24 protein-coding genes, 1 pseudogene and 1 riboswitch are annotated in these 26,639 nt (G+C 60.7%); of the genes and pseudogenes, 12 read left to right on the forward strand and 13 right to left on the reverse strand.

Going from position 1 to position 26,639, the window contains the following annotated elements:
* Positions 1-8: 8 nt before the first annotated feature.
* Genes JFT81_RS03580 through JFT81_RS03595 form a run of 4 tightly spaced genes read right to left on the reverse strand, consistent with a single transcriptional unit; the run spans position 9 to position 6,286 of the window.
* On the reverse strand, positions 9-2,909 hold the full coding sequence (locus JFT81_RS03580) for a bpX6 domain-containing protein (protein WP_201226140.1): 2,901 nt from the start codon (positions 2,907-2,909) through the stop codon (positions 9-11).
* On the reverse strand, positions 2,902-4,734 hold the full coding sequence (locus tag JFT81_RS03585) for a hypothetical protein (protein WP_201226141.1): 1,833 nt from the start codon (positions 4,732-4,734) through the stop codon (positions 2,902-2,904). Before JFT81_RS03585 ends, JFT81_RS03580 begins: the two co-directional genes overlap by 8 nt.
* A complete protein-coding gene (locus JFT81_RS03590; RefSeq protein ID WP_201226142.1) occupies positions 4,734-5,168 on the reverse strand; it encodes a hypothetical protein in 435 nt (144 codons plus the stop codon). Before JFT81_RS03590 ends, JFT81_RS03585 begins: the two co-directional genes overlap by 1 nt.
* Positions 5,165-6,286: an AAA family ATPase gene (locus tag JFT81_RS03595; RefSeq protein ID WP_201226143.1), complete on the reverse strand. Its 1,122-nt coding sequence runs from the start codon at positions 6,284-6,286 to the stop codon at positions 5,165-5,167. Before JFT81_RS03595 ends, JFT81_RS03590 begins: the two co-directional genes overlap by 4 nt.
* Positions 6,287-6,556: 270 nt before the next feature.
* Between JFT81_RS03595 and JFT81_RS03600 the strand changes: the two genes are divergently transcribed.
* Positions 6,557-8,236: an MFS transporter gene (locus tag JFT81_RS03600; protein WP_201226144.1), complete on the forward strand. Its 1,680-nt coding sequence runs from the start codon at positions 6,557-6,559 to the stop codon at positions 8,234-8,236.
* A 225-nt stretch (positions 8,237-8,461) separates the two neighbouring features.
* The gene (locus JFT81_RS03605; RefSeq protein ID WP_201204212.1) at positions 8,462-8,680 is read left to right on the forward strand and encodes a hypothetical protein; all 219 of its coding nucleotides are present in this window, start codon (positions 8,462-8,464) and stop codon (positions 8,678-8,680) included.
* A gap of 578 nt (positions 8,681-9,258) precedes the next feature.
* Here the strand turns inward: JFT81_RS03605 and JFT81_RS03610 are convergent.
* The 6 genes from JFT81_RS03610 to JFT81_RS03635 all read right to left on the reverse strand — a co-directional run bounded on the left by JFT81_RS03610 (position 9,259) and on the right by JFT81_RS03635 (position 14,546).
* Positions 9,259-9,657: a DUF1801 domain-containing protein gene (locus JFT81_RS03610; protein WP_201226145.1), complete on the reverse strand. Its 399-nt coding sequence runs from the start codon at positions 9,655-9,657 to the stop codon at positions 9,259-9,261.
* Between the two features lie 69 nt (positions 9,658-9,726).
* Positions 9,727-11,754: an alkaline phosphatase family protein gene (locus JFT81_RS03615; protein ID WP_201226146.1), complete on the reverse strand. Its 2,028-nt coding sequence runs from the start codon at positions 11,752-11,754 to the stop codon at positions 9,727-9,729.
* Positions 11,755-11,776: 22 nt separating this feature from the next.
* Positions 11,777-12,388: a hypothetical protein gene (locus JFT81_RS03620; RefSeq protein ID WP_201226147.1), complete on the reverse strand. Its 612-nt coding sequence runs from the start codon at positions 12,386-12,388 to the stop codon at positions 11,777-11,779.
* Positions 12,388-13,683, reverse strand: coding sequence for a sialidase family protein (locus tag JFT81_RS03625; protein ID WP_201226148.1), 1,296 nt, complete (start codon positions 13,681-13,683; stop codon positions 12,388-12,390). The genes JFT81_RS03620 and JFT81_RS03625 overlap by 1 nt, the downstream gene beginning before the upstream one ends.
* Positions 13,684-13,734: 51 nt before the next feature.
* Positions 13,735-14,280, reverse strand: a complete 546-nt coding sequence (locus JFT81_RS03630) for a cytochrome b/b6 domain-containing protein (protein WP_201226149.1) — start codon at positions 14,278-14,280, stop codon at positions 13,735-13,737.
* On the reverse strand, positions 14,280-14,546 hold the full coding sequence (locus JFT81_RS03635) for a PepSY domain-containing protein (protein ID WP_007960465.1): 267 nt from the start codon (positions 14,544-14,546) through the stop codon (positions 14,280-14,282). The genes JFT81_RS03630 and JFT81_RS03635 overlap by 1 nt, the downstream gene beginning before the upstream one ends.
* Before the next feature lie 169 nt (positions 14,547-14,715).
* On the opposite strand from JFT81_RS03635, the gene JFT81_RS03640 reads away from it, so the two are divergent.
* From JFT81_RS03640 to JFT81_RS03655, 4 genes are all read left to right on the forward strand, one after another.
* Positions 14,716-15,378, forward strand: a complete 663-nt coding sequence (locus tag JFT81_RS03640; protein ID WP_201226150.1) for a response regulator — start codon at positions 14,716-14,718, stop codon at positions 15,376-15,378.
* Positions 15,375-16,748 (forward strand): ATP-binding protein, encoded by a 1,374-nt coding sequence (locus tag JFT81_RS03645; RefSeq protein WP_201226151.1) that lies wholly within the window; start codon positions 15,375-15,377, stop codon positions 16,746-16,748. The genes JFT81_RS03640 and JFT81_RS03645 overlap by 4 nt, the downstream gene beginning before the upstream one ends.
* 183 nt (positions 16,749-16,931) lie before the next feature.
* Positions 16,932-17,101: riboswitch (yybP-ykoY riboswitch) on the forward strand.
* A 9-nt stretch (positions 17,102-17,110) separates the two neighbouring features.
* Positions 17,111-17,674: a manganese efflux pump MntP gene (gene mntP, locus JFT81_RS03650; RefSeq protein ID WP_201204223.1), complete on the forward strand. Its 564-nt coding sequence runs from the start codon at positions 17,111-17,113 to the stop codon at positions 17,672-17,674.
* 106 nt (positions 17,675-17,780) lie between these two features.
* Positions 17,781-18,617 (forward strand): SDR family oxidoreductase, encoded by an 837-nt coding sequence (locus JFT81_RS03655; protein WP_201226152.1) that lies wholly within the window; start codon positions 17,781-17,783, stop codon positions 18,615-18,617.
* Here the strand turns inward: JFT81_RS03655 and JFT81_RS03660 are convergent.
* Together JFT81_RS03660 and JFT81_RS03665 are read right to left on the reverse strand one after the other, a co-directional pair.
* Positions 18,577-19,326 carry a DUF72 domain-containing protein gene (locus JFT81_RS03660; protein WP_201226153.1) on the reverse strand — a complete coding sequence of 250 codons (750 nt, stop codon included), beginning with the start codon at positions 19,324-19,326 and terminating at the stop codon, positions 18,577-18,579. The genes JFT81_RS03655 and JFT81_RS03660 overlap by 41 nt on opposite strands.
* Positions 19,327-19,485: 159 nt before the next feature.
* Positions 19,486-21,273 carry a thiamine pyrophosphate-requiring protein gene (locus JFT81_RS03665; RefSeq protein ID WP_201226154.1) on the reverse strand — a complete coding sequence of 596 codons (1,788 nt, stop codon included), beginning with the start codon at positions 21,271-21,273 and terminating at the stop codon, positions 19,486-19,488.
* Between the two features lie 298 nt (positions 21,274-21,571).
* Between JFT81_RS03665 and JFT81_RS03670 the strand changes: the two genes are divergently transcribed.
* Positions 21,572-22,090 carry a cupin gene (locus JFT81_RS03670; protein WP_201226155.1) on the forward strand — a complete coding sequence of 173 codons (519 nt, stop codon included), beginning with the start codon at positions 21,572-21,574 and terminating at the stop codon, positions 22,088-22,090.
* A 4-nt stretch (positions 22,091-22,094) separates the two neighbouring features.
* Here JFT81_RS03670 and JFT81_RS03675 read toward each other — a convergent pair whose 3' ends face one another.
* Complete coding sequence (locus tag JFT81_RS03675) at positions 22,095-22,367, reverse strand: DUF2798 domain-containing protein (protein ID WP_201226156.1); 273 nt, start codon at positions 22,365-22,367, stop codon at positions 22,095-22,097.
* A gap of 123 nt (positions 22,368-22,490) precedes the next feature.
* Here JFT81_RS03675 and JFT81_RS03680 point away from each other — a divergent pair, with 123 nt between their 5' ends.
* The 5 genes and pseudogenes from JFT81_RS03680 to JFT81_RS03695 all read left to right on the forward strand — a co-directional run bounded on the left by JFT81_RS03680 (position 22,491) and on the right by JFT81_RS03695 (position 26,528).
* Positions 22,491-23,420, forward strand: coding sequence for a LysR family transcriptional regulator (locus JFT81_RS03680; protein WP_201226157.1), 930 nt, complete (start codon positions 22,491-22,493; stop codon positions 23,418-23,420).
* Positions 23,421-23,450: 30 nt separating this feature from the next.
* Positions 23,451-23,858 (forward strand): hypothetical protein, encoded by a 408-nt coding sequence (locus JFT81_RS03685; RefSeq protein WP_347340475.1) that lies wholly within the window; start codon positions 23,451-23,453, stop codon positions 23,856-23,858.
* Positions 23,859-24,078: 220 nt separating this feature from the next.
* Complete coding sequence (locus JFT81_RS03690) at positions 24,079-25,134, forward strand: aromatic ring-hydroxylating dioxygenase subunit alpha (protein ID WP_201226159.1); 1,056 nt, start codon at positions 24,079-24,081, stop codon at positions 25,132-25,134.
* Between the two features lie 38 nt (positions 25,135-25,172).
* Positions 25,173-25,328, forward strand: a pseudogene (locus tag JFT81_RS29385) (rubredoxin); the annotation flags it as partial.
* The gene (locus tag JFT81_RS03695; RefSeq protein WP_242485568.1) at positions 25,323-26,528 is read left to right on the forward strand and encodes an FAD-dependent oxidoreductase; all 1,206 of its coding nucleotides are present in this window, start codon (positions 25,323-25,325) and stop codon (positions 26,526-26,528) included. The pseudogene JFT81_RS29385 and the gene JFT81_RS03695, both read left to right, overlap by 6 nt.
* Positions 26,529-26,639: the final 111 nt, after the last annotated feature.

Here is a 26,639-nt window from a genome sequence, read left to right on the forward strand (position 1 = left end):
CGGCCCGGTCAGTTCAGCGAGAGGTTGTGTTGGGTGGCCGTGTCGACGTTGATATGACTGAAGCGCCCATGGTGATCGAAGAGCAAGTAATCGGCGCCGACACAGCGCACCTGCGCACCGTGCAAAGGCCATTGCAACGTGGCGCAGAGTTGGTCGCTGCCGCGATGAATGAAATGCCAGCGCATCTCCTGATCGTTGATCAAGTAACGAATCAGCATCCATTGGCCATGCAAATACACATCAAGCGAATCGAATTCTTCGCCATCCAGCCCCGGCAATCGATAGCCCTTGCGTCCGCCGATCCACTCCACCACCAACACAGGGTCTTCATTGTCGGCCAGTTTCAGTTGTGCGCCGAGTAGACGACCATCAGTGTCGAGCACCTGGAAGCTGCCCACTGGCACGGCCGGCATCAAATCCCGAGTGATCAATCGACGCTCGGGCAAGCGGTAATGCCACAGATACAAGCCTTGGTCCGGGTGAGTCAGCCACACCAGTTCGTTTTGCGCATCATCTCTCATGCCGCAGACCTGACCCGGCAAATCGCTGACATGCCACAGCGTTTCGAATCCATGATCGACATCGACTACCCGCACCTGCCGACCGCGGCCGATGGTCCAGGTCAGGCCATCGAATGACCGGGCAAATACATCGAACATCTGCACACCCAGATCCGTCGCGCTGCGCGTGACCAGATCGAGCTTGCTGATGCGCCAGACATCATCGCGCCGGGCCAACACCAGCACGACCTGTCGGTCATGGGCCAGGACGATGTTGTGTGCCGGCACCGGGAAATGGCACTGGGTCTGGCCGTGCGCATCGATGACCACCGCCCCCGCCTCGCCCAACGCGAGTAAATAACGCCCATCCTCCAGCGGCACCGCGTCGAGAATCTTGCGGTTGCCCATGAACGGAGCTGTCCATTCCAGTGGCTCAGCCACCTTCGACAGCGGCACCTTCGCGGCGAGTGTCGGCAACGCTCCCGGCAGATCGGCCTGCAACAGTTTGTCCTTGCTCATGCTGACGAGTGCCTGCAATTGCAGTTGCGACAAGCGCCCATGGCCGTCGTTTTGGTCCGCCAGCACCGCGTGCACCATGGCTGCGGCCAGCCATGCCAGGGCATTCACGTGCGTCTTGTGCTGCAACAAAATCTCCGCCAATGCCGCGCGCTCGGCGTGACGCGCCGGATCATCGCGCAGTTGCTCGACCCACTCGGCATACGCCTGCAAGGTATCGGGCAACAACGCCGCCCGTTTGACCAATGCACCCAACGCCAGCGTGCCGCCCGCTGCTTCGGCATCCAGCAGCCACTGGGCGGCGCGCTCGCGCTCCGCACGCAGCGGCCAGATCACTTCGACGGCTTGCAGCCAGAGGCCCTTGCGGGTCAGTGATTCGGCCCATTCCAGACGCAAACGGTCGGCGCTCTCCGGCCACTTGCCTTGCAGCAATGTCACGGCGGCCGCAAACGCGTCGTCACGTCGGGCAACCAACAAGGCACGCTGCCAGTTATCGGCCAGACACAACAGACGCACGATCATCGCGGACGGCATATCCCAGGCCAGCGCGAGGTCGGCGGCTTGTTGCAGGCGTCCGTGCTTCTCCAGATAGTCGAGCGACTCCTGACGCACCTTTAGCAGCTCGGCGAGCACGAAGACCGCTTCCTCGATGCGACCCGCGCGATCGAGGCGCTCAAAGGTCTGCCGGTAGATCAATCGCAGATGCGCTTCCATGTCGTGTTCGAACCTGATCGAACGCGTGGGCCCACGGCTGTGGTCGATCATCAGATCCTGACGTCGCTGCGGCGTACCGAATGATTGCTCGCCGCTGCTCTGCTCGCTGCCCAATGGAATCGCGTGACGCAGCGCCTCTTCGAAGTTGCCGTCCTCGAACATTTCGAGCATGCGCCGCATGTAGGCGGCCTGACGCTTGCCATACAGTGCCGACAGACGCGAGTTTTCAGTCAGGCGCGTCACCCAGCGCCGCCAGCGCGACGGCTTGGTTTTGGCCGGTGTGGCGCGGGCCTCGATGCCGGGTTCGGCGGCACGGGGAGCCGAAGGCTGCACCGGCACCGGCCGGCGCAACACATGGCGCAACCCTGCCAGCAACAGGGTCAGGGCGATCCCGCCGATCAATGTGCTCACCACCACGCCGCCGATTTGCACCGACGTCGATGGAGTGTCGGGCATGGTCATGCGCTGCATGCCGGTTTTCTCGCCTTGCGACCCCATCCAGAACAGCGCCACCAGAATCACCAGCGTTACGCTGAGTTTCAGCCACGGCAAGGAAGTGCCTGGCGTCTGCGTCCAGGTGCTGTTCTGCGTCGTATTTGCCTGAGGGGGCGGCACCTTCGACGCATTTTGCTGACGTTCCAGCAACGCTTTCATGACCTGCGCCTGCTCTGGGCTGACCGGACGCAACGCGTCGCCGAGAATTTCCCGGACGTCGGTGACCACGGCCACGGGCTCAAGCACTGGCTCCGGCAGCACGTTGCGACAGTCATAGGTGTCGAGCAAGGTCAGGCCGTTGATGTCGAGCCAGTCACCTGGTGCCAATGCCACGGCATCGCGTAAATGCCGGGCACTGACGTGGCTGCCGCGCACCAGCCAGAGGTCGGCGGTGGGCAGGTTGCGCACTTCCTGTGGGTCGAGCACAGCGGAACACAGCACATTGCCTTGGCGAATCAACGGCCAGCCGAGCATGTCCTCGCACTGCACCGCCACCGGCTGGCGTAAGCGCAACAGATCGCCGTCGGCAAAACGGTAGGCGCTGGCGCCGGTTTGCCATTGTTCGAGAATCAGCTTTGCGCGCTCGTCAGGCGTGAAGCGCTCGGCGGCAAACCACAGCCCTTCAATGTGCTGGTGGCCGGTCAACAGCGGGCGGCGGATCAGTGCAGCGTCCAGTTCAAGCATCGCTGCTGTCCTTGTTTTCCGGTTGTTCATTACAAAACACCTGCAAGCGCATCAGCCGTTTGGGCACCGAGTACACCAACAATTCACGCGCACTGGTCAGTACCGCAACCAGACCGCTCAACGGGCAGAAGCTGACCTTGGCAATCACCGCGCTGGTGGTGAACAGGGTTTCATGGTCGTCACCGTAGTGCAGAGCGATGGCTTGCTGACCAGGGCTGATCAACAGCAACGAGTAGTCCTCGTCATCCTCTTGCAGCAAACCGATGCCCTTCCAGCCTCGGGCCAGATCGATCCGCTGATTTTCGAACGGCGCCCCCTTGACCGACACTACCCGCCAACTTTCACATTCATTTTTTACGGTGAGCAACGCGCAGCCGCCAAAGCCGTTGCGCCACCGGTAACTGGCGGCAAACAGCACCTGGGTGACGCCCTCGGCAATCCCCACCACATGCGCAGCGTTGCTGTCACCGGAGTTCGAGTTGATCGAGTAGGCATACAGCCGATCACCTTCGCGGCGCACATAGGCCATGGCGTCGCCAGACACTTTGGCCATCGCCATCACCCCTGCCGCCAAGCGCTGGGTGCCCCGGGGTGCAGGCGTCGCGGTGTGTTTCTCTTTTTCCACCACCCAAAAGGCCAGGTGCCCTTGAGTATCGAGCAGGTACAAGCGGTTGGCGAAGTGACCGTGCAAACCTACGGCGGGAAGGAAATTAGCCGTACCCGGCGGCAGCTTCAATTCTTCCAAACTCGGTTTATCGACCGGATTCAGACCAGGGATATTCCAGAACGACAGTTGTAACTGGTCACTCAGGACAGCGCCGATTGCACGCCCGACGAACAGCACCGTCAGCGGTGTGCGGCAGGCGCTCCAGAGGTTGCGGCGCACTTCCAAGGACTTTTTCTGGTTCTGCGCCGGCAACTTGATGACCACCATGCCGGGCTCATCGAGCATCTTCAGGGCGACGTGCGTACCGGCACTCGAAATCACCGGCTGCAACGTCAGCGAGACACGCGGCACGAGCCCTTTGGCGGACGGCGCGGCCTGCACGACTTCGCCTTCAAAATGGCCTTTGAGCAGTTGCACCGCCAAGCGCTCGTCCGGAATCGGCAGGCTCACACGCCGGGTTTCACCGGCCTGCATCTGCACCGACAAACTTTGCCCTTCAAGGCTGCGCGACACCTGCACCCGATGTGTACAGGTGTGCCGGTCAGTCACGGGCAAACGTTGCCCCACCAGCCAACACTCGCCGACGGGCATAGGCTCGTTTTGCAGCGATTGCCGCCACGTCTGCCAATGCGCGTCGTTGACGGTGGTAAAGGTTCGCGCACTGAGCAGGCGCTTGAGTTGCGCCACCGAGTCGAGCTCGTGCAGCAGCGGTTCGTGCTGCAAAATCCCCCAACGCAGTTCGGCGCCAGCCTCTTTGGCACGACGGGCCAAAAGGATCAGCAGCGCCATGTGTACCAGGCGTGCGCTGCCCAATTGCAGGGGCCCGGCATCGAACAGTACGACAATCAGGCGGCTGGCCTGTTGGGCGCGATACTGCGGCGCGAGGAACATATGTTCGCCCACTACCGCCCGACGCAGAAACTCGTCGGGCACTTCATCGGCCAGCAGCCATTCACTGGAGAGCAAGCGCTCATAAGGCCCGCGCCGCTGCAAGTCACCCAGGCCATCCGGCTCAGGCACACCGCCCTGTTGCAGACCGCGCAAAGGGCCCAGCATCGGGTTCAGCCGACCGAGCAGATCGGCAAACAGCGGCAGTTGTTCCGGGGCAAACCATTCCAGCCATTCACGCCAGGGTTGCAGGGAGTCCGGTAATTGCATCAGCGCCCCGTCCAGTAAGCATTGATCCGCTGCAAATGCTGCGCGGTCACCGGCAATTGCCGGTCGAGGGGCACCACGGCCGGTGGATCACGCCACAGCAGCAGCGGCGTGCGAGAGAATTTTTTGGCTAACGCCTGACCCAACAGGTCGCTCGGCACATCGGGTTCCCAACTGGTGGGCAACCACAAGCCCGGCGCACGATCGTCCATCGCTGCATACGCCACGCCGTCGACCCACGGCAGATCCGCCGCCGCACCGGCCACCAGTAACACATCACGATTGGCCGTGGCGTGCAGGCGCGATGCCTGTTCTTCGGGAATCAGCAGCAGTCGTGCATGCAGACGTCGCGCGACGTCGCCCCACGCCACAGCCGCCTGCGGTGCGGCAGGCGCCTGCCGAGGTCGCCAGGCCCAGCCCATCGCGTTACCACTCATGCGGCCGACGTCAACAGACGGGCGACCTGACCACGCACAGCCTGCAACGACGCCGGAATCGTCATGTCATTGAAGTTGGCGTCAATCTCCCGCAGCAAGCCTTCCAGCAGAGCACTGGCCGGTGGCTCACTGCGCGCCAGATAGTCCTCGGCGGTTTCCACCAGGCGGCTGACACGCGACATCGGCTGCAGGGTCGCCTCTTCCACTGCACTGAACAAATGGCTATTGCTGGACTGCGCGAAGATCTCGCGCAGCACTTCGCGGCCATGCTGTTGGGTTTCCTTGGTCGGCAGCACATACAGCAGCGGCCACAGGTCCGCGTCGCTGGCCTCCAGACGTCCGCCGAGCAATGCCGCTGCGGCGATCAGCCGTTGCGATTTGACGATGCGTCGATCCGACAACTGAATGCCGGCCTCGCGCAGGCGGCGAATGGCCTGAGCCAGTGCCGGGCGAACGGCCGTCAGGTCGACGTTTTTCAAGGCCTGGCCGAGGGTGTCCAGTTGGCTCAGGCCCAGCAACTGCTGAACCGGGTGCTGCTCGGATTGCCAGCCGCCGGCCAGCATCGCTTCGAGCTGATTGTCCGGCACCGACTCGACAAACAGGTGCAGCAGGAAACGGTCGCCGAATGCCGCCAGTGCTTCATCATCCGGCAGACCATTGGAGGCGCCGACGCAAACCCGCAGCGGGCACTGGATCTGCGTGTGGCCACGGCGGAAGCGGCGCTCGTTGAGCACGCCGAGCAAGGTATTGAGGATGGCCGTCGAACCGAGGAACACCTCGTCGAGAAAGACGATGTCGGCTTCCGGCAGCATGCCGCTGACGTCGGTTTCAACCGTGCCTTCGCGAAGCTTTTTCAGGTCGACCGCGCCAAACAGCTCCGAAGGCTCGGTGAAGCGCCCCAGCAAGTACTCGAAATAACGCCCACCCATCGACTGCGCCACGCGCCGCACCACAGCACTTTTAGCCGTGCCTGGCGGGCCGATGACCAAAATATGCTCCTGCGCCACCGCTGCCAGCACGATCAGTTCGGCCAACTGTTCACGTCCCACCAGACCTTCAGTGGCGACCCGGACGGCCTGACGGATTTGCGCGGCAGCGCTCTGCAATGAAGCATTCATGGGCATCTTCCCTGAAAAGTGGATTCTGAATTGGGCTGGTCGGCAGCTATCGGCCGTCGGCGAGCGATCTTTAATCGACCGTGCCCGCAGGACGCCGAGTGGATATCCCGCAGAAGCTGATTATGCTTTAGAGAACCTTGCAGCCATGCGAGGCCGTCAGACGGTGAAAGTTTCACGCGAGAGCAATGGCGGCATTTGCCCAAGGCCAGAGTGCGATAAGCAGTAACGGGGGACTCCGGCCCACAACAATAAGCACGACGGAGAACACCCATGGCCACAATTTCCACAGCATCCTCAGGCAGTCCACCCCGCAGCGGCGGCATCACCAAGGAGGAGCGCAAGGTCATCTTCGCCTCGTCCCTGGGCACGGTGTTCGAGTGGTACGACTTTTACCTCTACGGCTCACTGGCGGCGATCATCGCCAAGCATTTCTTTGCCGGCGTCAACGAAACCACAGCGTTTATCTTCGCCCTGCTCGCCTTCGCAGCGGGATTCGCGGTGCGGCCGTTCGGCGCGATCGTGTTCGGCCGCCTCGGCGATATGATCGGGCGCAAACACACGTTCCTGATCACCATCGTGATCATGGGGATCTCGACCGCCGTAGTGGGTTTGCTGCCCGGTTACGCGACCATCGGCGTCGCGGCACCGGTCATCCTGATCACCCTGCGCTTGCTGCAAGGCCTGGCGCTGGGCGGTGAGTACGGTGGCGCGGCCACTTACGTCGCCGAACACGCACCACCCGGCAAACGTGGCTTTTTCACCTCATGGATTCAGACCACCGCGACCCTCGGCCTGTTTCTCTCGCTACTGGTGATCCTCGCCTGCCGCACCGCGCTGGGCACCGAAGCGTTTGAAGCCTGGGGCTGGCGGATTCCGTTTCTGTTGTCGATTCTGCTACTGATCGTCTCGGTGTACATCCGCCTGCAATTGAGCGAGTCGCCGGCATTCCAGAAGATGAAGGCCGAAGGCAAGACATCCAAGGCGCCGCTGACCGAGTCCTTTGCTCGCTGGGACAACCTTAAGGTGGTGATCATGTCGTTGCTCGGCGGCACTGCCGGGCAAGCTGTGGTCTGGTACACCGGGCAGTTCTATGCGCTGTTCTTTCTGTTGCAGACGTTGAAGATCGACCCGCAAACCGCCAATTTGCTGATCGCCGGATCGCTGCTGATCGGTACGCCGTTCTTCGTGATTTTCGGCAGTCTTTCGGATCGTATCGGCCGCAAGCCGATAATCATGGCGGGCTGCATTCTGGCGGCGCTGACCTACTTTCCGATCTTCCATGCGCTGACCCAGTACGGCAATCCTGACGTGTTCATCGCTCAGGAGAAAAACCCGGTGAAGGTGATCGCCAATCCCGATCAGTGCTCGTTCCAGTTCGACCCCGTGGGCAAGGCCAAATTCACCAGTTCCTGCGACCTGGCGAAAACTCTGCTGGCGAAACGGGCGATCCCATATGAAAACGTGATCGCCGAACCGGGCACCGTCGCGCAAGTGCGCATCGGCGACAAAGTCGTCGAAAGCTTCGAGGGCAGCGCCCTGCCCGCCGCCGACTTCAAGACCCGCAACGACGCCTTCACCGCGACCCTCGGCACGGCACTCAAGGACGCCGGTTATCCGGAAAAAGCCGATCCGGCGAAAATCAATTACCCGATGGTGCTGCTCATGCTGACCATCCTGGTGATCTACGTGACCATGGTCTATGGCCCGATTGCCGCCTGGCTGGTTGAACTGTTCCCGACCCGCATCCGCTACACCTCGATGTCGCTGCCGTATCACATCGGCAACGGCTGGTTTGGCGGATTCCTGCCGACGGTGGCGTTCGCCATGGTCGCGGCGACCGGCGATATTTACTACGGGCTGTGGTATCCGATCGTGATCGCAGTGATGACCGCGGTACTCGGCATATTCTTCCTGCCGGAAACCAAGGATCGCGACATCCTCAAAGACTGAAGCCACGCAAACGACAGCTCCTACAGGCATAGGCTTGCAGGAGCAAAACTTGCTCGCGATGGCGCAGGTTTGGTCAGCTTGTTTGGTGACTGAAACAACGTCTTCGCGAGCAAGCTTTGCTCCTACAGAAGCGAGAGCCGCATGGGGTGATGCATCGTTCTGTAGAAAAATCGAACGCTCGCCGCAGCGGCACCTCCAATGTTTACACCACTGGAGGTCAACGATATGAACAGCAATGATGACAAAACCCCGAACGCCCCAGCCACCGACACTTCCGGGAAACCGGTGAACGTCGTCGAGCGCGATCTTGAGGACAGGGACAATGACACCCGGGCGGTGGACGAGGTGATCACCCCCACTTCAACCCGCGTCAAAGAGCAGGATGCCGAAACGTTGCAGCGCAAGGTCGACGAGATCGAACGCAAAGTGGCAGACGGCAACTGAGATTTGTGGTGTTTGTTGAATTTACCCCCTCACCCCAGCCCTCTCCCTCAGGGAGAGGGGGAAAGGGAGCCGATCGAGTACAGTTCAAAACCTGAGTTCGCTTCGAAATCTCGTATCCGCACACCGCGAAAGAACACCACGGTCAGTCCCCCTCTCCCTCTGGAGCAGTGAGCTGAGCGGGTGTAGTTAAAAACATTGGTTTCCCTCGAAATCTCAGGTCGGCGTACCCCGAAAGATCACCACGGTCAGTCCCCTCTCCCTCTGGGGCCATGAGCTGAGCGGGTCTAGTTCTAAATCTTGGTTTGCCTCGAAATCTCAGGTCGGCGTACGCCGAAAGAACACCACGGTCAGCCCTCTCGCCCTCCAGGGCAGTGAGCTAAGCGGGTGTAGTTAAAAACCTTGGTTTCCCTCGAAATCTGAGGTCGGCGTACCCCGAAAGAACACCACGGCCAGTCCCCTCTCCCTCTGGGGCCATGAGCTGAGCGGGTGCAGTTAAAAACCTTGGTTTTCCTCGAAATCTCAGGTCGGCGTACCCCGAAAGAACACCACGGTCAGTCCCCTCTCCCTCTGGGAGAGGGTTAGGGTGAGGGCTTCGACGTATTCAGCTTCACCGCTTCACGAATCAATGCCACCAGGGCATTTTCATCAATCACTTCGTCTTTATGCACATCAATCGCCCGCCTCGTATTGCCCTCAAGGCTTGCATTGAACAATCCCGTCGGATCCGCCAGCGATGCGCCCTTGGCAAAGGTCATTTTCACCACTGACTTGTAAGTCTCACCCGTGCAGATAATCCCGCTGTGCGACCACGTCGGCACACGCCATTTCCACTCTTCCACCACGTCCGGATCAGCCTTGCGCATGATCAAACGGATCTTCGCGAGCGTGTCGCCGCGCCAGTCAGCCAGCGCCTCGATGCGCTGATCGATCAGCGCCGACGCTGACTCCGTGCCTTCTTCCTGCTTGTCCTTGTTCATAACGAGTCCTCTGCGGATACGCGTGGAAGAACTCTAGACTCGACACTTTCCTCACGCCAGTTTCCGGCCTCAGCGCACGTTGCGGTACAACATCAATCGCGCACTTTCGTGCAAGCCTCGGGTCAGCTCCACCAGCCGTTGAAATTCCTGCGGATTTTGTTCGGCGACGTTGTCCAGCGGCGTTGAGGAGCGCAAATCGTGCAAGGTCGGCGCGCTGCCGTTGTGTTGCATTTGCAGCAGATAATCCTCGGTCACGCCGCCGATCAGCGGGAACGTTCCTTCGCGCAACACCAGCGGCACCACACGCTCACCTTCCGGCGCCGGCTGCTGGACGTCACGGCCCATTGCCCCGTTGGTAAACGCTATGCCGGCCATCCCCGCGACAGTCGGAAGCAGATCCGCCAGGCCCACGGCTTCATCAATCACCCGAGGTTTGAGCAACCCCGGCGCGTGAATCAACATCGGCACATGGTTGCTTTCAAGGCCCAGCAGTTCGAAGGCCGGCGGCATGTGCGGGATCTGGCTGATGCGCGTGTTGTGATCGCCGAAGAACACGAAAATCGTGTTGTCGTAATAACCGCCGGCCTTGGCCATTTCCATCAGCTTGCCAATGTTGAAGTCCAGCAGGCGCACGGCGTTGTACTGTTCGACACTGCGCGATCCGGCAGCCTGCACCTGTTGCAGCGTGAGACTGCTGATCTGGAAACCATCATTGTCTTCAGGGATGGTGAACGGCCGGTGGTTGCCCGAGGTTTGCACGTAGGCAAAGAATGGCCGGTCCTTGGGCAAGTCCCGCAAGATATGGTCGCTTTCCTTGAACAGGTCCAGATCGGAAATCCCCCACACGTCCACCAGTGGCGAACGCCAATCGCTTTCCTGATACAGGCGCACGCCATTGATGCTTTGCTGGATCAGCGCATTGATGTTTGCCCACCCGGCGTTGCCGCCGATCATGTAGAGCTTCTGATAATCGCTGAACGCGTTGATCAGCGTGTGCTGACGGGTGATCAGCGGATGGCGGGTTGCGGTTTCCTGACGCGTGACGTCGGGGACGCCAGTGATGCTCGCCCAGACGGTTTTTGCCGTGCCGGTCACCGGAACGTAAAAGTGTTTGAAGAACCAGCTCTCGCTGGCCAGTCGATCAAGGTTCGGCGTCGGATTCAACGGATTGCCGTAAGCACCCACCGCACTGGTGCCGAGCGATTCGAGCATGACGAACATCACGTTCGGCGTGCCGGCAACCCGGTACGGCTGCACGCCTTGCTGACGGACGAAGGTCAGGGTCTGCGCATCTGGCTGATCGACGCCCAGATAGCGCGCCACCGCCGGGTAATGTTCGCGCACCTTGGCTTCATCGAACTGCGCTTGCCCGGTCTTCAGCGTGTCATAAAGGAACAGCACGGGGTTGAGGCCCAGGGCGGCGATTTGGCTGTTACCGGAAAAAAACGCGTCGCTCCAGCGCAGCGGCACCGGGTTTTCCAGGTTGAGGTTGTCCACTCGACCGAGCAGTGCGAGCAATACCGCCACCATCCCGAAACCGCTTCCGAGCGCAAGCGAAGTGCGCCCGATCACCTTGGCTTCACGCGCCAGGGTCAAGCGCTCCAGGCGCACAAATGCGTAAAACCACAAGCCGAGTACTGCCAGCCAACCGAGGGCAATCGACAGCACCGGATAGGTTTCCCAGACCATCTGCTGCGAGATCTGTGCGTCCTGCAGATAACGCAGCACCGTGGCGTTGATCCGCACCCCAAGGTAGGCGTAATGGCCAAAGTCGATGATGTAAATCAAACCGACCACGCCCAACGTCAGCAGCCAATACAACCGTGCGACACCGCGCAGCCATGGCAACCGCGTCAGGTTCCAGCGCGGCAGCCATGCGAGCACCGCCAACGGCAACATCAGCAACACCGCCAGACGCAGGTCGAAACGCAAACCGATGCCGAGGGTCTGCAGCCATTGCGGGTTGTCGGCAAATTCATTGAGATCAACGCCGGAAAAACCGAGGACAAACACCAGCCGGAGCGTGGCAAACAACAAAAACGCCAAACCTGCCGCGCCCACGCCATAGCGCAGACGTCGCGATTGCAACCAACCCATCGTTGACCTCTGTGTCATTCGTTCAAATAGAAGCTGTCGCGGCAACCGGGGTACGCCGTAGGCGGCGCCCGATGGCGTGGATCAACAGCGAGCAGCCGGCCACCAGGCAGTAGCCCACCAGCAGCGGATCGATCAGATAGTCCCAGTAGTTTTCCGACGCCTTGAGGCGTAGCGCGAAGGCCAGTGTGCCGAGTACCAGCAGGGTGACGGCCAACGTATTGCCCAGCCACAACAGTGCCAAAGCCAGCACACCGACGCCGACAATCATCGGCCGCGGATTGAACCCCCAACGGTAAGGATCGGCATAGGTCAGGCCCATCGTCGCCGGGTACAGAATGGCCGCCAGGACCACAAACAACACCAGCACCTGAACCCGCGTCAGCGTTGCCAACGGCTGAATCACGCCCAAGCGCAGCAGGCTCACCCAGCCGAGCAACACCAGCGTGGTGATCGCCAGATCATCGGTAAAGCTGCGCACATACGCCGCCAGCGGCAGGTCACTGATCGGGATGAAACTGACCAGCGCCAACACTGGCAACAACCATGGGCGCCAGCGCTGGGTGAAGCGAAATGCGCTCAGTAAAACGAAACCGAGCAGGATGAAACTCAAATGGGCTTGCCAGAGCATCAGCATCACAGGCGCTCCTCCAGCCAGGCTTCATTGAAGCTGACATGTTTGATGAAGGTGTTATTCCACGAATACACCAAGTGATAGAGGCCGTCCGTGCCACGGCTGAAGTACGGGTATTCGTACTCGAAATCACAGCCCTGCGGCTTGCACACGCGGTAATCCAGGTTGCTCAGAAAACGCTGTTCCAACGGTAACCGCCGGGCACCGCTGGAGGCGCGAAAGCCTTCACCGATGATTGCCTTGTAGGCCTCAGGCGCGAACGGCTGGCCGAGCGGGTCTGGCGATTGATCGAGTTCGATCACGCTGCGCCAGTCGTTGAGGTTGGCATCGGTGCCGTACAGACTGAGCTTGAAACGACCGTCCTGCAGGTCATTCAACGCCACCAGCAGACCGTTATCGTGAGTGCCGACGGCCGCCAGCGATGAGTTCGGGTTGGCCGGTTCCAGCGGGTACGGTTCGCTCCAGGTTTGCCCGGCATCTTCGGTGCGGCTGGCCAGCACGCGATGGTGAGTGTCACCGGCATAACGCAACATCGCCACCGCGCGACGCCCGTCGAGGGGCACGATGGTCGGTTGCAACGAGTGTTTGCCACGGCTGATACGGAATTTGTCGACCACCGCGCCGTCGGCGCTCAGGTACAGGTATTCGGCGAACTTGCCCATGAACTCGTGGTAGACCGGCAAACCGATCGAGCCGTCGGCATGGAACACCGGCGCGGCGCGTACCAGCGTGCTGATGTTGAAGAACGGCGAGGTGATCAGTTGCCGAGGCGCCGTCCAGTTGCGGCCGAGGTCATCGGAGACCATCACGTTGATCGCACTGGTGGCCCAGCCGCCCACGGACACCGAGACGTAGAACATCCACAAGCGCTGATCCGGCGCGAGGGCGATCACCGGGTTGCCGAGTTTGCGGATGTACCGCCGGGTGCCGTCACGCGTCGATTCACGGGTCGCGAGCACTTGCTCGGCGCCCCACTCGGCAGTTTTCGCATCGTAGCGCGCGGTGCGAATCTGTACGTCGGCGGCGCCCTCACGCGAGCCGGCAAACCACACCGCCATCAAGTCACCGCCGGGCAGCGAGGTGACCGATGAAGAGTGGACGAAATCGTTCAGTTCCGAGGACACGAAACGGCTGCTGTACATCGGCTCGGGGGTTTGCAGCGCAGCGTCGACCGGGGGTGTCGACAGCGCAAACGGTGACAGTACGTGAGTGGGATGACTGCGCCACGCAGCCAGAAAAACCAGGATCACTGCCAGGCTGCCGAGAATCATTTTCAAGCGAAAGGACAACGCACGCATAGTGGGCTCGAGACAGAAACAGGATGGAAGACGTACGGCAAGACATCCTTGTCAGCGCGTCGGATCGTCCGGTAATCGGCGACGGCGTCCTGTGAGCATCGACAACGGCAAGTTGTCGCGAACCTGAAAACTTTCAAACAGCGCAGCGGCGATATGGATGCAAACCAGCACCAACAGGCCATCGGCAGCGGTTTCGTGCACCTGTAACGGCCAATCGGCTCCCCACAGGGCATCGACCTCCTCCATGGCCCAACCGCTCAGCCCCACAGTCAGCAACGCCAGCAACATCACAATCATCACCAGCGCGCCAATCGGTGAGTGGCCGAGGCGGTGCTCTGGCCGTCCGGCGAGCAGTGAGCGTGCATGTGCCAGCAATCGGCTCGGCGTCGGCCAGAAGTCCGACCAACGCGCGCTGCGCGGTCCTGTGAAACCCCACACCGTGCGCACCAGCAGCCAGCCCATGGCGTAGTAACCGAGCCATACATGCCAGTCGTCACCGGCTTCGTTGAAAAAATAATTGGCAACGAAAACCCCCGCGATGGACAGATGAAACAGTCGCACCACGGGGTCCCACAGGCGCACGGACGCGCTCGGCATCAGCCCTTGATCTCGGTTTTCACCGCTTTACCGCTGACCGGATCGTGGTAGATCTCGACCTTGCGCTTGTCCTTGTCGAAACCGTAGATCTCATAGCAGTTGCCGTCAGTGACCTTGAACTTGCTGATCTCGTAACCCTGGGCTTTCAGTTGTTCCTGAAAGGCTTTCTGGTCTTGCCATTGTGAGCGCTCGGCGGTGGTGCATTGCGGACCGGCGACGGCCAGCGGGCTGGCAACGATGAGGGACAACAGCAGCAGTTTGCGCATGGAAACACTCTCGCTAGTTGAGGAAGGCCCCACTGTGCAAAAGCAACCTTAGCGAAAGCTTAGTTGGCAACGAGTGGTTACATCTTTCCCGTCGGGCGGGCTGCCACGGCGGCCTGCGCAGCGGCATCATGCCGCCGACCAACCCCCTTATTTCCTCTAGAGAACTTCCATGCGCCTGCTTCTGGTCGAAGATGATCGTGCCCTCGGACAAGGCATCCGCGTTGCGCTGAGCAGCGAAGGTTATGCCCTCGACTGGTTGCAGGACGGAGTCAGCGCCTTGCATGCGTTGCGCACGGAAAGCTTTGATCTGCTGCTGCTCGATCTTGGCCTGCCACGCCTCGACGGTCTGGCGCTGTTGCAGCAATTGCGCGGCAAGCAACATGACTTGCCGGTGCTGATTCTCACCGCCCGCGACGGCACTGCCGAGCGCATCGCGGGGCTCGATGCCGGCGCCGACGATTACCTGATCAAGCCCTTCGATGTCGATGAGCTGAAGGCACGCATCCGCGCCTTGCTGCGACGCAGTCAGGGCCGCGCGCAACCGGTGCTGGAGCATGCGGGGGTAAGCCTCGATCCGGTCAGCCAGCAAGTGACCTGGCAAGGCAGTGATGTGGTGGTGACGCCGATGGAGTATCAGTTGCTCCATCAGTTGATGGCGCGCCCCGGCAAAGTGGTGACCCGCGAACGCTTGTCCCGGGCGTTGTATGGCTGGCAGGAGCGCGTCGAAAGCAACACCCTTGAAGTGCTGATTCACAACTTGCGCAAAAAACTCTCGGGCGAGTTGATCCGCACCGTGCGCGGCGTCGGCTACGTGCTGGAGCTCAAGCCATGAACTCGATACGGACACGGATTCTGCTGCCGGTGCTGATGCTGGTGTTGCTGGGCGATGTGCTCATCAGTTGGCTGGTGCTGCGCGACAGCCACCATGAAATCGAAGAGGTTTACGACGCGCAATTGGCGCAAAGCGCGCGCCTGCTGCAGGGCGTGCTGGCGCAACGTGCGCCCGGCGATGACGACTGGCAGCGGCTTCATCAGGCCTTCGACCAGGCGATGAGCCGGGTGGGCGATGGCGAGGCAGCGCATCCCTATGAGACCCGTCTGACGTTTCAGGTCTGGCGCAGCGACGGCCAATTGCTGATGCGTTCCGCCGAAGCGCCGGAGCTTTCGGCGCCGCCGACCACCGTGGGCTCTCACGATATTCTCGAGAACGGTCGCGACTGGTGTGCCTTTCTGCTCAAGGATCCTCAACAGGGATTGCTGATCTGGGTCGGTGAGCGTGACGACATTCGTCAGGATCTGATTCAACGCATCGTTGGCCATACGTTGTGGCCGAGTCTGATCGGGGTGCCGGCGCTCGCGGCACTGATCTGGCTGACCATCGGTTGGGGCCTGCAACCGCTGCGCGCGATGGCGCAATCGATCCGTGGACGCACTACCGAAACACTCAAGCCACTCAATCTCAGCCCCCTGCCCCACGACCTCGAACCGATGCAGACGGCGCTCAATCGACTTTTGCAGCAGATCGACAATTTGCTCGCGCGGGAACGGCGCTTCATCGCCGACGCGGCCCATGAATTGCGCACGCCGCTGGCGATTCTGCGCATCCATGCGCAAAACGCGCAGCTGGCCAGTACCGCGCAACAGCGCGACGAAGCCCTGGAGTTTCTGCTCAGCGCGGTGGATCGCGCCACACGCATTGCCAGCCAGTTGCTGACCATGGCGCGTATTGAACCGCGTCTGGCCAACCCACAGCGAAGCCCGGTGGAACTGACCGCACTGGTGCGTGAAGAAGTCGCCGAGCTGGCGCCGCTGGCCATGGCAAAAGACATCGAACTGATCCTCGACAGCGACCACCACTGCCCGGTCGAAACCGACCCGGTGGCACTGGCCATCGCCCTGCAGAACCTGGTGACCAACGCACTGAACTTCGCCCCGCCCGGCAGCGAAGTGCGCGTTCAGGTGCAGCCGCAAAGTGATGGCTCGGTGTACATCAGCGTCGAGGATGCCGGCCCGGGCATCAACGAGACTGATTACGCGCGACTGTTCGAACGTTTCTACAGCCAGGGCCACGCCAATGGCGCCGGATTGGGCCTGGCGATTGTGCAAATGATCGTCAGCAAGATCGGCAGCACCCTGCAGCTGTACAACCGGCCGCAGGGCGGCTTGTGCGCTGAGCTGCGGATCAATCAGGCGCAACGCTGACCATCACAGAACATATTTTGTGTGCCGAAAGGACGTGGCTTGTGGAAAGGCCTCTGGATCTCTTGGTTGAGGGGAGCGTGTTCCAAGCACCACAAAAGCAATTCCCCACTGAAAAAGCAGCATCAGAACGCCGACATTTCTCTGCGCTTTTGACAAAATTTTCATGTTTGCCCGCATAAGATCCGCACCCTCGTTGGGGAGTAGCCTGTTTCCGAGCCTTTCGGAAGCGTTCGTATCAACATTCTCGGCAACATGCCGTGGTGCGAACACCTTTTGGTTGGTGAGACCGACGACACATCCATGCCTAAAGTCGGGCGTGTGGTTGTGTCGTTGACTCATAGCCCGACTGGAAGTACACCACCGTGAATCCCGTTTCCCTCATCTTCCTCGCGCTGGCCATGTCCACGGATGCGTTTGCAGCCGCCATCGGCAAAGGTTCCAGCCTGCACAAACCGCGCCTGACCGAAGCCCTGCGCACCGGTCTGATCTTCGGTGTGATCGAAGCCATCACCCCGATCATCGGTTGGTTGATCGGCCAGGCTGCCACTCGCTGGGTGTCCGAATGGGACCACTGGATCGCCTTCACCCTGCTGCTGATTCTCGGCTTGCACATGATTTACAACGGCCTCAAACACGAAGACGAAGCAGAGGAAAAACCGGGGCAACATTCCTTCCTGATCCTCGCGGTGACCGCGTTCGCCACCAGCATCGATGCGCTGGCGGTCGGTGTTGGCCTGGCGTTTGTCGACGTGAATATCTGGGTGGCAGCGGCCGCGATCGGTCTGGCAACCATGACCATGGTGACCATTGGCGTGATGCTCGGTCGGGTGCTGGGTGCGGTGGTCGGCAAACGCGCCGAAATCGTCGGTGGCGTGGTGCTGATGATTGTTGGTGCGACGATTCTTTATGAGCACCTGTCGGTTTGATCCGACGCTATTGATGAGCTCTCCTCATGGGTCTATGCAGCGCCAACTCTATTGTTGAGCGGATAGCCGCCCTATAAGGTGCTGCATTCACTAGAGGAGAGACGCCATGCCTACCCCGTCCGACGTTATTGTCGTCATCGGCGCCGGCTCGATCGGTCAGGCCATCGCTCGCAGAGTCAGCGTTGGCAAACACGTCGTAGTGGCGGACTTGAAGCAAGAAAATGCCGATGCCGCTGCCCGCGTCCTGCTCGACGCCGGGTTCGCCGTCAGCACCGCTGTGGTCGACGTGGCTTCGCGCGAATCGATCGAGGCGCTGGTGCGCACCGCCACTGCACTGGGCCCAGTCACCGGGGTCATTCACGCCGCCGGTGTTTCACCTTCGCAAGCGCCTGTGGCAACCATTCTGCGCGTTGATCTGTATGGCACCGCCGTAGTCCTTGAAGCGTTTGGCAACGTGATTGCCCCGGGCGGCAGCGCGATCGTCATCGCCTCGCAATCCGGGCACCGTTTGCCGGCCTTGAGTGCCGAGCAAAACAAGGCGCTGGCGACGACTCCTGCGGACGATCTGTTGGCTCTGCCGATGCTTCAGGCCGATCAGATCACTGATCCCCTGCACGCCTATCAAATCTCCAAACGCGGCAATTCATTGCGCGTGATGGCCGAAGCGGTGCGCTGGGGCAAACGCGGTGCACGGGTCAACACGATCAGTCCGGGGATCATCTTCACGCCACTGGCGCGCGACGAATTGAATGGCCCCCGCGGTGCGGGTTACCGCCGCATGATCGAACTGAGCCCGGCCGGACGCGGTGGTACACCTGATGAAGTCGGTGCCGTTGGCGCGCTGCTCATGGGACCTGACGGTACGTTCATTACCGGCAGCGACTTCTTGATGGATGGCGGCGTTACCGCGGCCTATTGGTACGGTGATCTGGCGCCGCAATGATGCTCTCGTGAACCAGCGTCAAGGCGTTTCCGAGCGCTGCGCCGCTGGCGGTGTTGTCAAAAATGCACCAGGTGGTTGCGCCCGCCGCCACCGCGGTTTGCAAGGCTTGCGCCAGTGTTTGCAGAAAGGGCAATTCGTAAGCGCTGTGGTAAATGCGCGGTGAGCCGTGCAGTCGCCAATAGCGCAAACCGTCCCAGCCACCCACAGTTGCATCATTGCTGATGCGTGACGGATCGACGACTGCCTGGGCGATCTGGAAAGTGACGAGTAATGGCCCGGCATTCACCCACGATTCATGCCGGGGCTCCAGCACAACGGCGCCGTTGAAACGTTGACGCAACGCCTTGAAAAAGCCTTGGGCAATTGACGCGTCGAACGCCAGTGAAGGTGGCAGTTGCACCAGCAGGCACCCCAGGCGCTGACCCAATCCGCCGCATTGCGCGAAAAACTCCTCCAACGCGGCTTCACAATCTACCAACCGCCGTTCATGGGTGATGTGCCTGGGCACCTTTACCGAAAACCGAAACGTCTCTGGAACCGAATCGGCCCAACGCTCGTAAGTCTGTCGACGGTGCGGGCGATAGAACGAACTGTTGATTTCCACGCCGTCTAAGCGTGCTGCGTAGCGTTGCAAGTGCGTGCCTTCAAGCGGAAACACTGGCCAATATTCTCGCCCAAGACTCCATCCGGCACAGCCAATAAAAATCAAAACCCACCTCCAAAACCCACCTCCAAAAGCCACCTGCAAGCGTTGCCCAAGGCCAGGGCCGCGATCGGCGGATCTTTTGATTCCGGTTTTAAAAAACAAGTCAAAAGATCGCAGCCTGAGGCAGCTCCTGGAGGGGTATCCGTTTAGTGCGGAATCGGGTTATTTTTTGCCTGGCAGGACTGAGCTCAGCACCTGCTTGGCGGCTTGCACGATGATGCCCGCTTCGTCCGGATCGCCCTTGAGCAGCGTCGTGGCGAATTTCTTCGCCTGCTCAAGCTTGATGTGCGGCGGCAGCGGCGGCACGTTCGGGTCGGTTTTGAACTCGATCACCACCGGCACATCCGACGCCAGAGCCTGCTCCCAGGCGCCGGCAACGTCTTCTTCGCGATCGACGAAAATACCTTTCAGGCCGATGGAAATCGCAAACAGGTGGTAAGGCACGTCCGGAATGCTCTGCGAAGCCTCGAATTTCGGATCGCCCTCCATCACACGTTGCTCCCACGTGACCTGATTGAGGTCTTCGTTGTTGAACACCGCACAGATCCATTTCGGGCTCTCCCACTGCCGCCAATATTTGGCCACGGTGATCAGCTCCGCCATGTTGTTCATCTGCATCGCGCCGTCGCCCACCAAGGCGATGACCGAGCGCTCGGGATAAGCGAATTTTGCAGCAATCGCATAAGGCACCGCCGCGCCCATCGAGGCCAGTCCACCGGACAGTGAGCACTGCATGCCTCGGCGGATCTTCAGGTCGCGGGCGTACCAGTTGGCACAGGAACCCGAGTCGCTGGTGATGATGGCCTGCTCCGGCAGGCGTGGCGACAGTTCGTACACCACTCTTTGCGGATTGATCGGGTCGGCTTTGGCCATGGCGCGTTTTTCCAGGGTTTTCTCCCAGATGCCGCGCCAGCCTTCGACCTTCTTGCGCCATTTGCCTGAGGTCTTCTGCTCCAGCAGCGGCAACAACGCCGCCAGGGTTTCCGCCGAATCCCCGACCAGATTGACCTCCATCGGATAGCGCAAGCTGAGCATGTCGGGCTGCAAATCGATCTGCACACCACGGGCGTGGCCTTCCTTGGGTAGAAATTCGGCGTACGGAAACCCCGAACCGATCATCAGCAAGGTGTCGCATTCGTTCATCAATTTGTAGCTGGGCTCGGTGCCGAGCAGGCCGATGCTGCCAGTGACCCACGGTAGATCGTCGGGTAACGCAGCTTTCCCCAGCAGTGCTTTGGCGACCCCGGCACCGAGCTTCTCCGCCACCGCAATCACTTGATCGGTCGCCTGCAAGGCGCCGGCACCAACCAGAATGGCGACCTTTTCACCGGCGTTCAAAACGTCGGCGGCACGTTGCAGATCCGCTTCGTAGGGCAGCACTTTCGGTTTCGTGTAACCGACCCCGGAATGCGCCGTGCCATGGGCGCGGGCCGGCGCTTCGTAAGGCAGATCCTGCAAATCGTTGGGCAGAATGATCGCCGTCACGCGGCGCTCGCCAACGGCCGTACGGACCGCACGGTCGAGAAGATGGCGCACTTGCGACGGCACCGAAGCCTGCTGCACAAAGGCGCCAGCGACGTCCTTGAACATCGAGACCAGATCAAGCTCTTGCTGGTAATGACTGCCCAACGCAGTGCGCGCCTGCTGACCGACAATGGCCAGCACCGGCATGTGATCCATTCGCGCGTCGTAGAGCCCGGTGATCAAGTGCGACGCACCAGGGCCTGAGGTAGCGATGCAGACGCCCAACTCCCCCGTGAACTTGGCATGGGCCGAGGCCATGAATGCGGCCATTTCCTCATGGCGCGCCTGGACGAATTCAATCTTGCCCTTGGCCCGACTGAGCGCGCCGAACACGCCGTTGATGCCATCGCCCGGATAGCCAAAAATCCGCGTAACGCCCCATTCACTGAGCCGCTCAACCAGAAAATCTCCCACTGTCATCGTCATTTCGATCCTCATCCTTCACCAATGCATGGAGCGTTCCCGGCAGAACATTGGCCGGGAGGTGTAAGGGTCTGGACAGCCGCGCTGACGGCGAAGTTTCGATTGATTTGCGCGGCGCTGGCATAAAATGCGGCCGCTTTGCGCCCCAGCGGGAGCAAGCTCCCTCGCCACACTTGCCGGCAACACCCGTTACCGAGAAGCAAACAAGCGCCGGATCGCCTTTTATCAGTTGCTCGACGAGTTTTTCTGAGGCGCACGCCCTCCTTCGCTGTCCACCGATCACTGCAGAGGAGAGATGACGATGACAGAAGCACGTGCGGTGTTGGTGCAAGCCTTGCGGCTTGAGTGCAACGACTGGGTGCCCAATAACCAGCGTTTGCCGGTATTGATTTATCCCAAGTCGATTGCCATCGAAGGGGACGAACCGGCGGCTCTGTTCGAGCACACCTTCGACGCCAACGACTGGCCCAGCCAATGGCGCTATGGAATTTACGATTTCCATCATTATCACACCGAAGGCCACGAAGTATTGGGGGTCGCCGTGGGCCATGCGCGGCTGATGCTCGGTGGCCCGCAAGGGCATGTACTGGACGTCAGCGCCGGCGACGTGTTGCTGCTGCCCGCCGGCACCGGCCACTGCAATCTCGGCTCCAGCGCGGACTTTCTGGTGGTTGGCGCCTACCCGCCGGGGCAGCACGGCGATATTTGCCGCGAAGCGCCGAGCAAGGAGCAATTGGAGAATATCGATAAGCTGCCGTTTCCCGAGCGGGATCCGGTGCAAGGCGCACACGGTGCAGTGAAACAGTATTGGCTCAAATAGGCTTTCAGCGATGCGGATGTACGGTCCATGCGACCAGTTTGATCACGATGGGCCGCACGACGAGAATGCACAGAAAGGCAATCGGCATGGCCAGTTTGTAAGCGTTCAGCACATTGCGCAGGTATTCGTTATCAATCCCTGAGTTGGCCGCCGTGATCACCAGCGACATCAAAAATGCCATGATCGTCGCCATGTACAGGGCAAATACATACGGTGTGGCGCGCGGGGACAGTTTGCGACGGCTGACATAAGTGGCGGCGGGATTTCTTTGATTCATGGCTTTTCCATCCATTGACAGGGAGCCGGCACCTTAACAAAGCCCGATAGGGCCAACTAGACGGCCAAACGCAGGTGCTTTATAAAGCACAACTTACGAATCAGTCCTTCTCGCAGGCCACGGATGAATCTGTTAGCGGCGATTGCCAGTTTTATCAAAGTGGTCGAATCCGGCTCGATTGTCGGTGCGGCCAAGACGCTGGGCGTCAGCGCCGCCGCTGTCAGCCAGACCCTCAGTCGCCTGGAAACACATCTTGGTGTACGTCTGTTGCGACGCACTACACGCAGCATGGCGCTCACCGAAAATGGCAGGGTGTATTACGAGAAGGTCAAACGCATTGCAGCAGATCTGGAGTCGGCTCAAAGCTTGATCAACGACGACGACAGCGAGTTGCAAGGTCGCCTGTGCATCGCATCTACCTCTGCGTTCGGGCGACATGTATTGGCGCCGCTGATCGCCGGTTTTTCGGCGCAGCACCCGCGCCTGTTGCTTGAACTCTCCACCACCGACGGCAAGATCAGTCACATCCAGGACGGCATCGACCTGAGCCTGCGAATCAAGCCGCAACTGGAAGATGGCATCGTTGCGCGCCGGATCGTTTCGCTGCCCTTCGTCCTTTGCGCCTCGCCCGCCTATCTGCAACGCGCGGGCCGGCCGCAGTCGCCTGACGACCTGCAAAATCATGCCTGTCTGGCGTTTCGATACCCTCTGGACGGGCGTTTTCTGCGCTGGAGTTTTATCCGCGACGGGCAGCGCTACGACGCACCGGTCAATGCAACGGCCATCAGCGATGACATCGACGCGCTGGCGCAAATGGCAATCAACGGCGCCGGCATCACCCGTCTGGCAGAGTTCGTCGCTGCGCCTTTCCTCGCCAGCGGTCAATTGCTGCCGCTGTTTGAACAGCACGCAGGCACGGCGCAAGCGGTCGTCGAACCGATGGAGATCTACGCTTGCGTGCAGGAACGCGCGGCACTGACGCCGAAGGTCAAAGCCTTTCTGGATTATCTGACGCAGCACCTGGCCACGCGCTGGCCAATGACAGACGCCTGAAACCGCGAACCTCACATGAAGAGACAAGCCGTGACTGAATTACGCTATGTAAAGGGCTCAGGCCGCCCCCCGCTGCATCTGGCCTCGATTGACTCGTCTGGCGCTGTTGCCGGCGATCTGGTGTTCACTTTGGCGAATGCCGCCGTGCTGCGCATTGCCTTCGCTTGCCACACTGAACGGGTCGGCATGCTCCAGCGCTTGATCGCTGAGCGGGTGCCCTTCGCGGTCGGCGGCATGTGTCCGGGGCCGGCAGACGAGGTCGGTTTGCTGATCGACAGTGGAGAACTGACCGGCCCGCACCTCGAACTGTCCTGGTCGGGGCCGCAACAATGGGTGGTGCGCGAGATCGCAAAGAATGCACACGAATGGCTGCCGGAATCTGACATCAGCCAGATCACCAATCCCAGCTTCGATCCACATTCGCTCAGCGTCGATTGATGCCAGTCAGGACACACGCTTCATCCGTAAAATCCAGGCATCCGGCCCAGACATATCAAATTGCACATAAGCAACATGTTCTCCGCGACATGGGCGCGACGGGCTCGCGTCCCTAGCATGGGTCACGCACTCGTTGTCCGTCCGGCTGACCAAGCAGCCATCGGATCGCTCGCGGACGCACTGCACTTCAGTGCCGATCCCACCCTAAGGAGAACTGAACATGACCCTGGCCGCCATCGCCTGCAAGGACATCACCTGGAACCCGATCACCAAGTCCAGCACCTTCACTGAACACGATCGTGAAATCCTCAAACACCATTGGCATCCCGTCGCTTTCTCGGCAGACGTTGCCGATAAACCGTTTGCCGTCACGCTGCTCGACGAGCCCATCGTGCTTTATCGCACCGGCGAAAAACTCAATGCTGCCCGTGATATTTGCAGCCATCGCGGGGCGCCGCTGAGCAAGGGTTGGGTACAGGGCGAAAACATCATTTGCCCTTACCACGGACTGCATTTCGGCACCGATGGCCGCTGCACGCGTATTCCTTCGGAGCCGAACGCCAACCTCACCGAGCGCCATCGCATCCAGATGTATTCGACCCGCGAAGACTACGGCTTGATCTGGGTCTTGATGGCGGGCAGCAGTGCTCCCTTCGCTGAAATGCCGTCGTGGCATGACGAAGAATCCCAACGTATTCTGCCGCCGTCGCTCGACATCGCTGCCTCGGCCGGGCGTCAGGTAGAGGGCTTTATCGATGTGGCGCACTTCGCCTGGATTCACCACGAAGCGTTTGCCGAGCGCGACAATCCGGTGGTGCCAACGTACAAGGCCGAGGTCACGCCGTACGGCGTCCACGCCGAGTACGTGAGCAATGTCAGCAACTTCCCCAAGAGCATGCAGCACCGCGCCCCGGAAGATTTTTTGTGGAAGCGCACGTTCGATGTGTTTGCACCGTTTACCGCGCGCTTGACCGTGAACTTTCCCGATCCGCAGCACCGTTTGGTGATCCTCAACGCCGCCAGCCCGATCTCGGCACGCAAGACGCGGATGTTCTGCGCGATCACGCGCAATTTCGACCAGGAGATGCCGCTGGAGGATGTCTACGCGTTCAACCAGCAGGTGTTTGAAGAGGATCGCGACATTGTCGAACTGTGTCGCCCGGAAGATCTGCCGTTGGATCTGTCGCTGGAAATCCATATTCCCGCCGACCGTTCTTCCACTGCCTATCGCCGCGCCCTGAGCGCCCTTGGCCTGGGACGCGCGTTCACCAGCTGAGGCTCGCGTTGTTTCCCCCATCGATAGGAGTGAGCAAAATGTTCAAGTGGGAATGTCTGGTGTGCGGTTTTATTTACGATGAAGCGGCGGGCCTGCCGGAAGACGGGATTGTGGCGGGCACACGTTGGGAGGACGTGCCTGAGGATTGGTACTGTCCGGAATGCGGCGTCGGCAAGTCCGACTTCGACATGATCCGGATACCGGCCTCGGCCGAGCCCAATCGCCCGGCAGCGCAACCGGATTCGGTCGTCATTGTCGGCTCAGGGCTGGCGGGCAACACCGTGGCACGCGAGCTGCGCAAGCTGAACGCCGAGACACCGATCCTGATCGTCACCCGCGATGGCGGCGAGTTCTATTCAAAACCGGCGCTCTCCAACGCCTACCAGACCGGGCGCTTGCCCGATCAACTGGTCACCGCCAGTGCTGAGCAGATGGCCGCGCAGTTGCAGGCGCAGTTCAAAACGCGCACCTCGATTGAGCGTATCGACACCCTCGCGCAGTTGATTTATCTCGACGGCCAGCCGCTGCGCTATGGCTCGCTGGTACTGGCGCTGGGCGCTGACGCTCGCCGCCCGGAGCTGCAAGGCGATGGCGCGGCAGCGATCATTACGGTCAACGATCTGGAAGACTACCGGCGTTTCCGTCAGCAGATCGGCGTCGAAAGCCGCATCGCCATTTTGGGCGGTGGTTTGATCGGCTGCGAGTTCGCCAATGATCTGCGCCATGCGGGGCATGAGGTTTCGGTTATCGACCGCGCGACCTGGCCGCTGAGCCGGCTATTGCCGGTGGAGGCCGGTGATGCCATGGCCAGCGCGCTGCAATCGATCGGTGTCCACCTGGAACTGGGCAATGCGCCGATGGCTGTGCGCCGCGCCGACAGCGGGTTCGAGTTACAGCTAGCCGATGGTCGTGTGCTTGGGGTGGATCATGTGCTCAGCGCAATCGGTCTGGAGCCGCGCGTCGATCTCGCGCGAGCTGCTGGCATTGCCGTGGCCAACGGCGTCATTACCGATGCCTGCCTGCGCACCAGCACGCCGAATGTGTATGCCTTGGGCGACTGCGCGCGTGTTCACGATCTGGTCTTGCCGTACGTGATGCCGATCATGTTGCAGGCCCGCGCTCTGGCCCAGACCCTCGCGGGGCGGGCAACACCTGTCGCCTATCCGGCAATGCCGGTGACGATCAAGACCAGCGTCCTGCCGACAATCGTAGCGTCGCCGCTGGACAGCGCCGGGCTGTGGTCGACCAAGTGGGCTGAGCGCTGCGACAAAGGCATCGCCAACGTCAAATCGCTCTACCACGATCCGCAGAGCCGCATGCTCGGCTTCGTGCTGATGGGCGCGGCGACGCAAGAAAAAGCCGAATTGCTGAAATCGCTGCCCGACTGGCGCTGACTCATTCTATTCACGGCCGAGCCTTTGCATAGACGCTTCCAGGCGTATCGCTATATAGTCATTTATATAGCGATACGCTTTTCACCCTCAGCCACTCAGGGACATGGACCG

The organism is Pseudomonas sp. TH43 (genome assembly GCF_016650635.1).
Lineage (GTDB): Bacteria > Pseudomonadota > Gammaproteobacteria > Pseudomonadales > Pseudomonadaceae > Aquipseudomonas.

Coding starts and splice junctions, on each gene's coding strand:
- JFT81_RS03580 (WP_201226140.1), bottom strand. CDS start 2,909: ATGCTTGAACTGGACGCTGCACTGATCCGCCGCCCGCTGTTGACCGGC.
- JFT81_RS03585 (WP_201226141.1), bottom strand. CDS start 4,734: ATGCAATTACCGGACTCCCTGCAACCCTGGCGTGAATGGCTGGAATGG.
- JFT81_RS03590 (WP_201226142.1), bottom strand. CDS start 5,168: ATGAGTGGTAACGCGATGGGCTGGGCCTGGCGACCTCGGCAGGCGCCT.
- JFT81_RS03595 (WP_201226143.1), bottom strand. CDS start 6,286: ATGAATGCTTCATTGCAGAGCGCTGCCGCGCAAATCCGTCAGGCCGTC.
- JFT81_RS03600 (WP_201226144.1), top strand. CDS start 6,557: ATGGCCACAATTTCCACAGCATCCTCAGGCAGTCCACCCCGCAGCGGC.
- JFT81_RS03605 (WP_201204212.1), top strand. CDS start 8,462: ATGAACAGCAATGATGACAAAACCCCGAACGCCCCAGCCACCGACACT.
- JFT81_RS03610 (WP_201226145.1), bottom strand. CDS start 9,657: ATGAACAAGGACAAGCAGGAAGAAGGCACGGAGTCAGCGTCGGCGCTG.
- JFT81_RS03615 (WP_201226146.1), bottom strand. CDS start 11,754: ATGGGTTGGTTGCAATCGCGACGTCTGCGCTATGGCGTGGGCGCGGCA.
- JFT81_RS03620 (WP_201226147.1), bottom strand. CDS start 12,388: ATGCTGATGCTCTGGCAAGCCCATTTGAGTTTCATCCTGCTCGGTTTC.
- JFT81_RS03625 (WP_201226148.1), bottom strand. CDS start 13,683: ATGCGTGCGTTGTCCTTTCGCTTGAAAATGATTCTCGGCAGCCTGGCA.
- JFT81_RS03630 (WP_201226149.1), bottom strand. CDS start 14,280: ATGCCGAGCGCGTCCGTGCGCCTGTGGGACCCCGTGGTGCGACTGTTT.
- JFT81_RS03635 (WP_007960465.1), bottom strand. CDS start 14,546: ATGCGCAAACTGCTGCTGTTGTCCCTCATCGTTGCCAGCCCGCTGGCC.
- JFT81_RS03640 (WP_201226150.1), top strand. CDS start 14,716: ATGCGCCTGCTTCTGGTCGAAGATGATCGTGCCCTCGGACAAGGCATC.
- JFT81_RS03645 (WP_201226151.1), top strand. CDS start 15,375: ATGAACTCGATACGGACACGGATTCTGCTGCCGGTGCTGATGCTGGTG.
- JFT81_RS03655 (WP_201226152.1), top strand. CDS start 17,781: ATGCCTACCCCGTCCGACGTTATTGTCGTCATCGGCGCCGGCTCGATC.
- JFT81_RS03665 (WP_201226154.1), bottom strand. CDS start 21,273: ATGACGATGACAGTGGGAGATTTTCTGGTTGAGCGGCTCAGTGAATGG.
- JFT81_RS03670 (WP_201226155.1), top strand. CDS start 21,572: ATGACAGAAGCACGTGCGGTGTTGGTGCAAGCCTTGCGGCTTGAGTGC.
- JFT81_RS03675 (WP_201226156.1), bottom strand. CDS start 22,367: ATGAATCAAAGAAATCCCGCCGCCACTTATGTCAGCCGTCGCAAACTG.
- JFT81_RS03680 (WP_201226157.1), top strand. CDS start 22,491: ATGAATCTGTTAGCGGCGATTGCCAGTTTTATCAAAGTGGTCGAATCC.
- JFT81_RS03690 (WP_201226159.1), top strand. CDS start 24,079: ATGACCCTGGCCGCCATCGCCTGCAAGGACATCACCTGGAACCCGATC.
- JFT81_RS03695 (WP_242485568.1), top strand. CDS start 25,323: ATGATCCGGATACCGGCCTCGGCCGAGCCCAATCGCCCGGCAGCGCAA.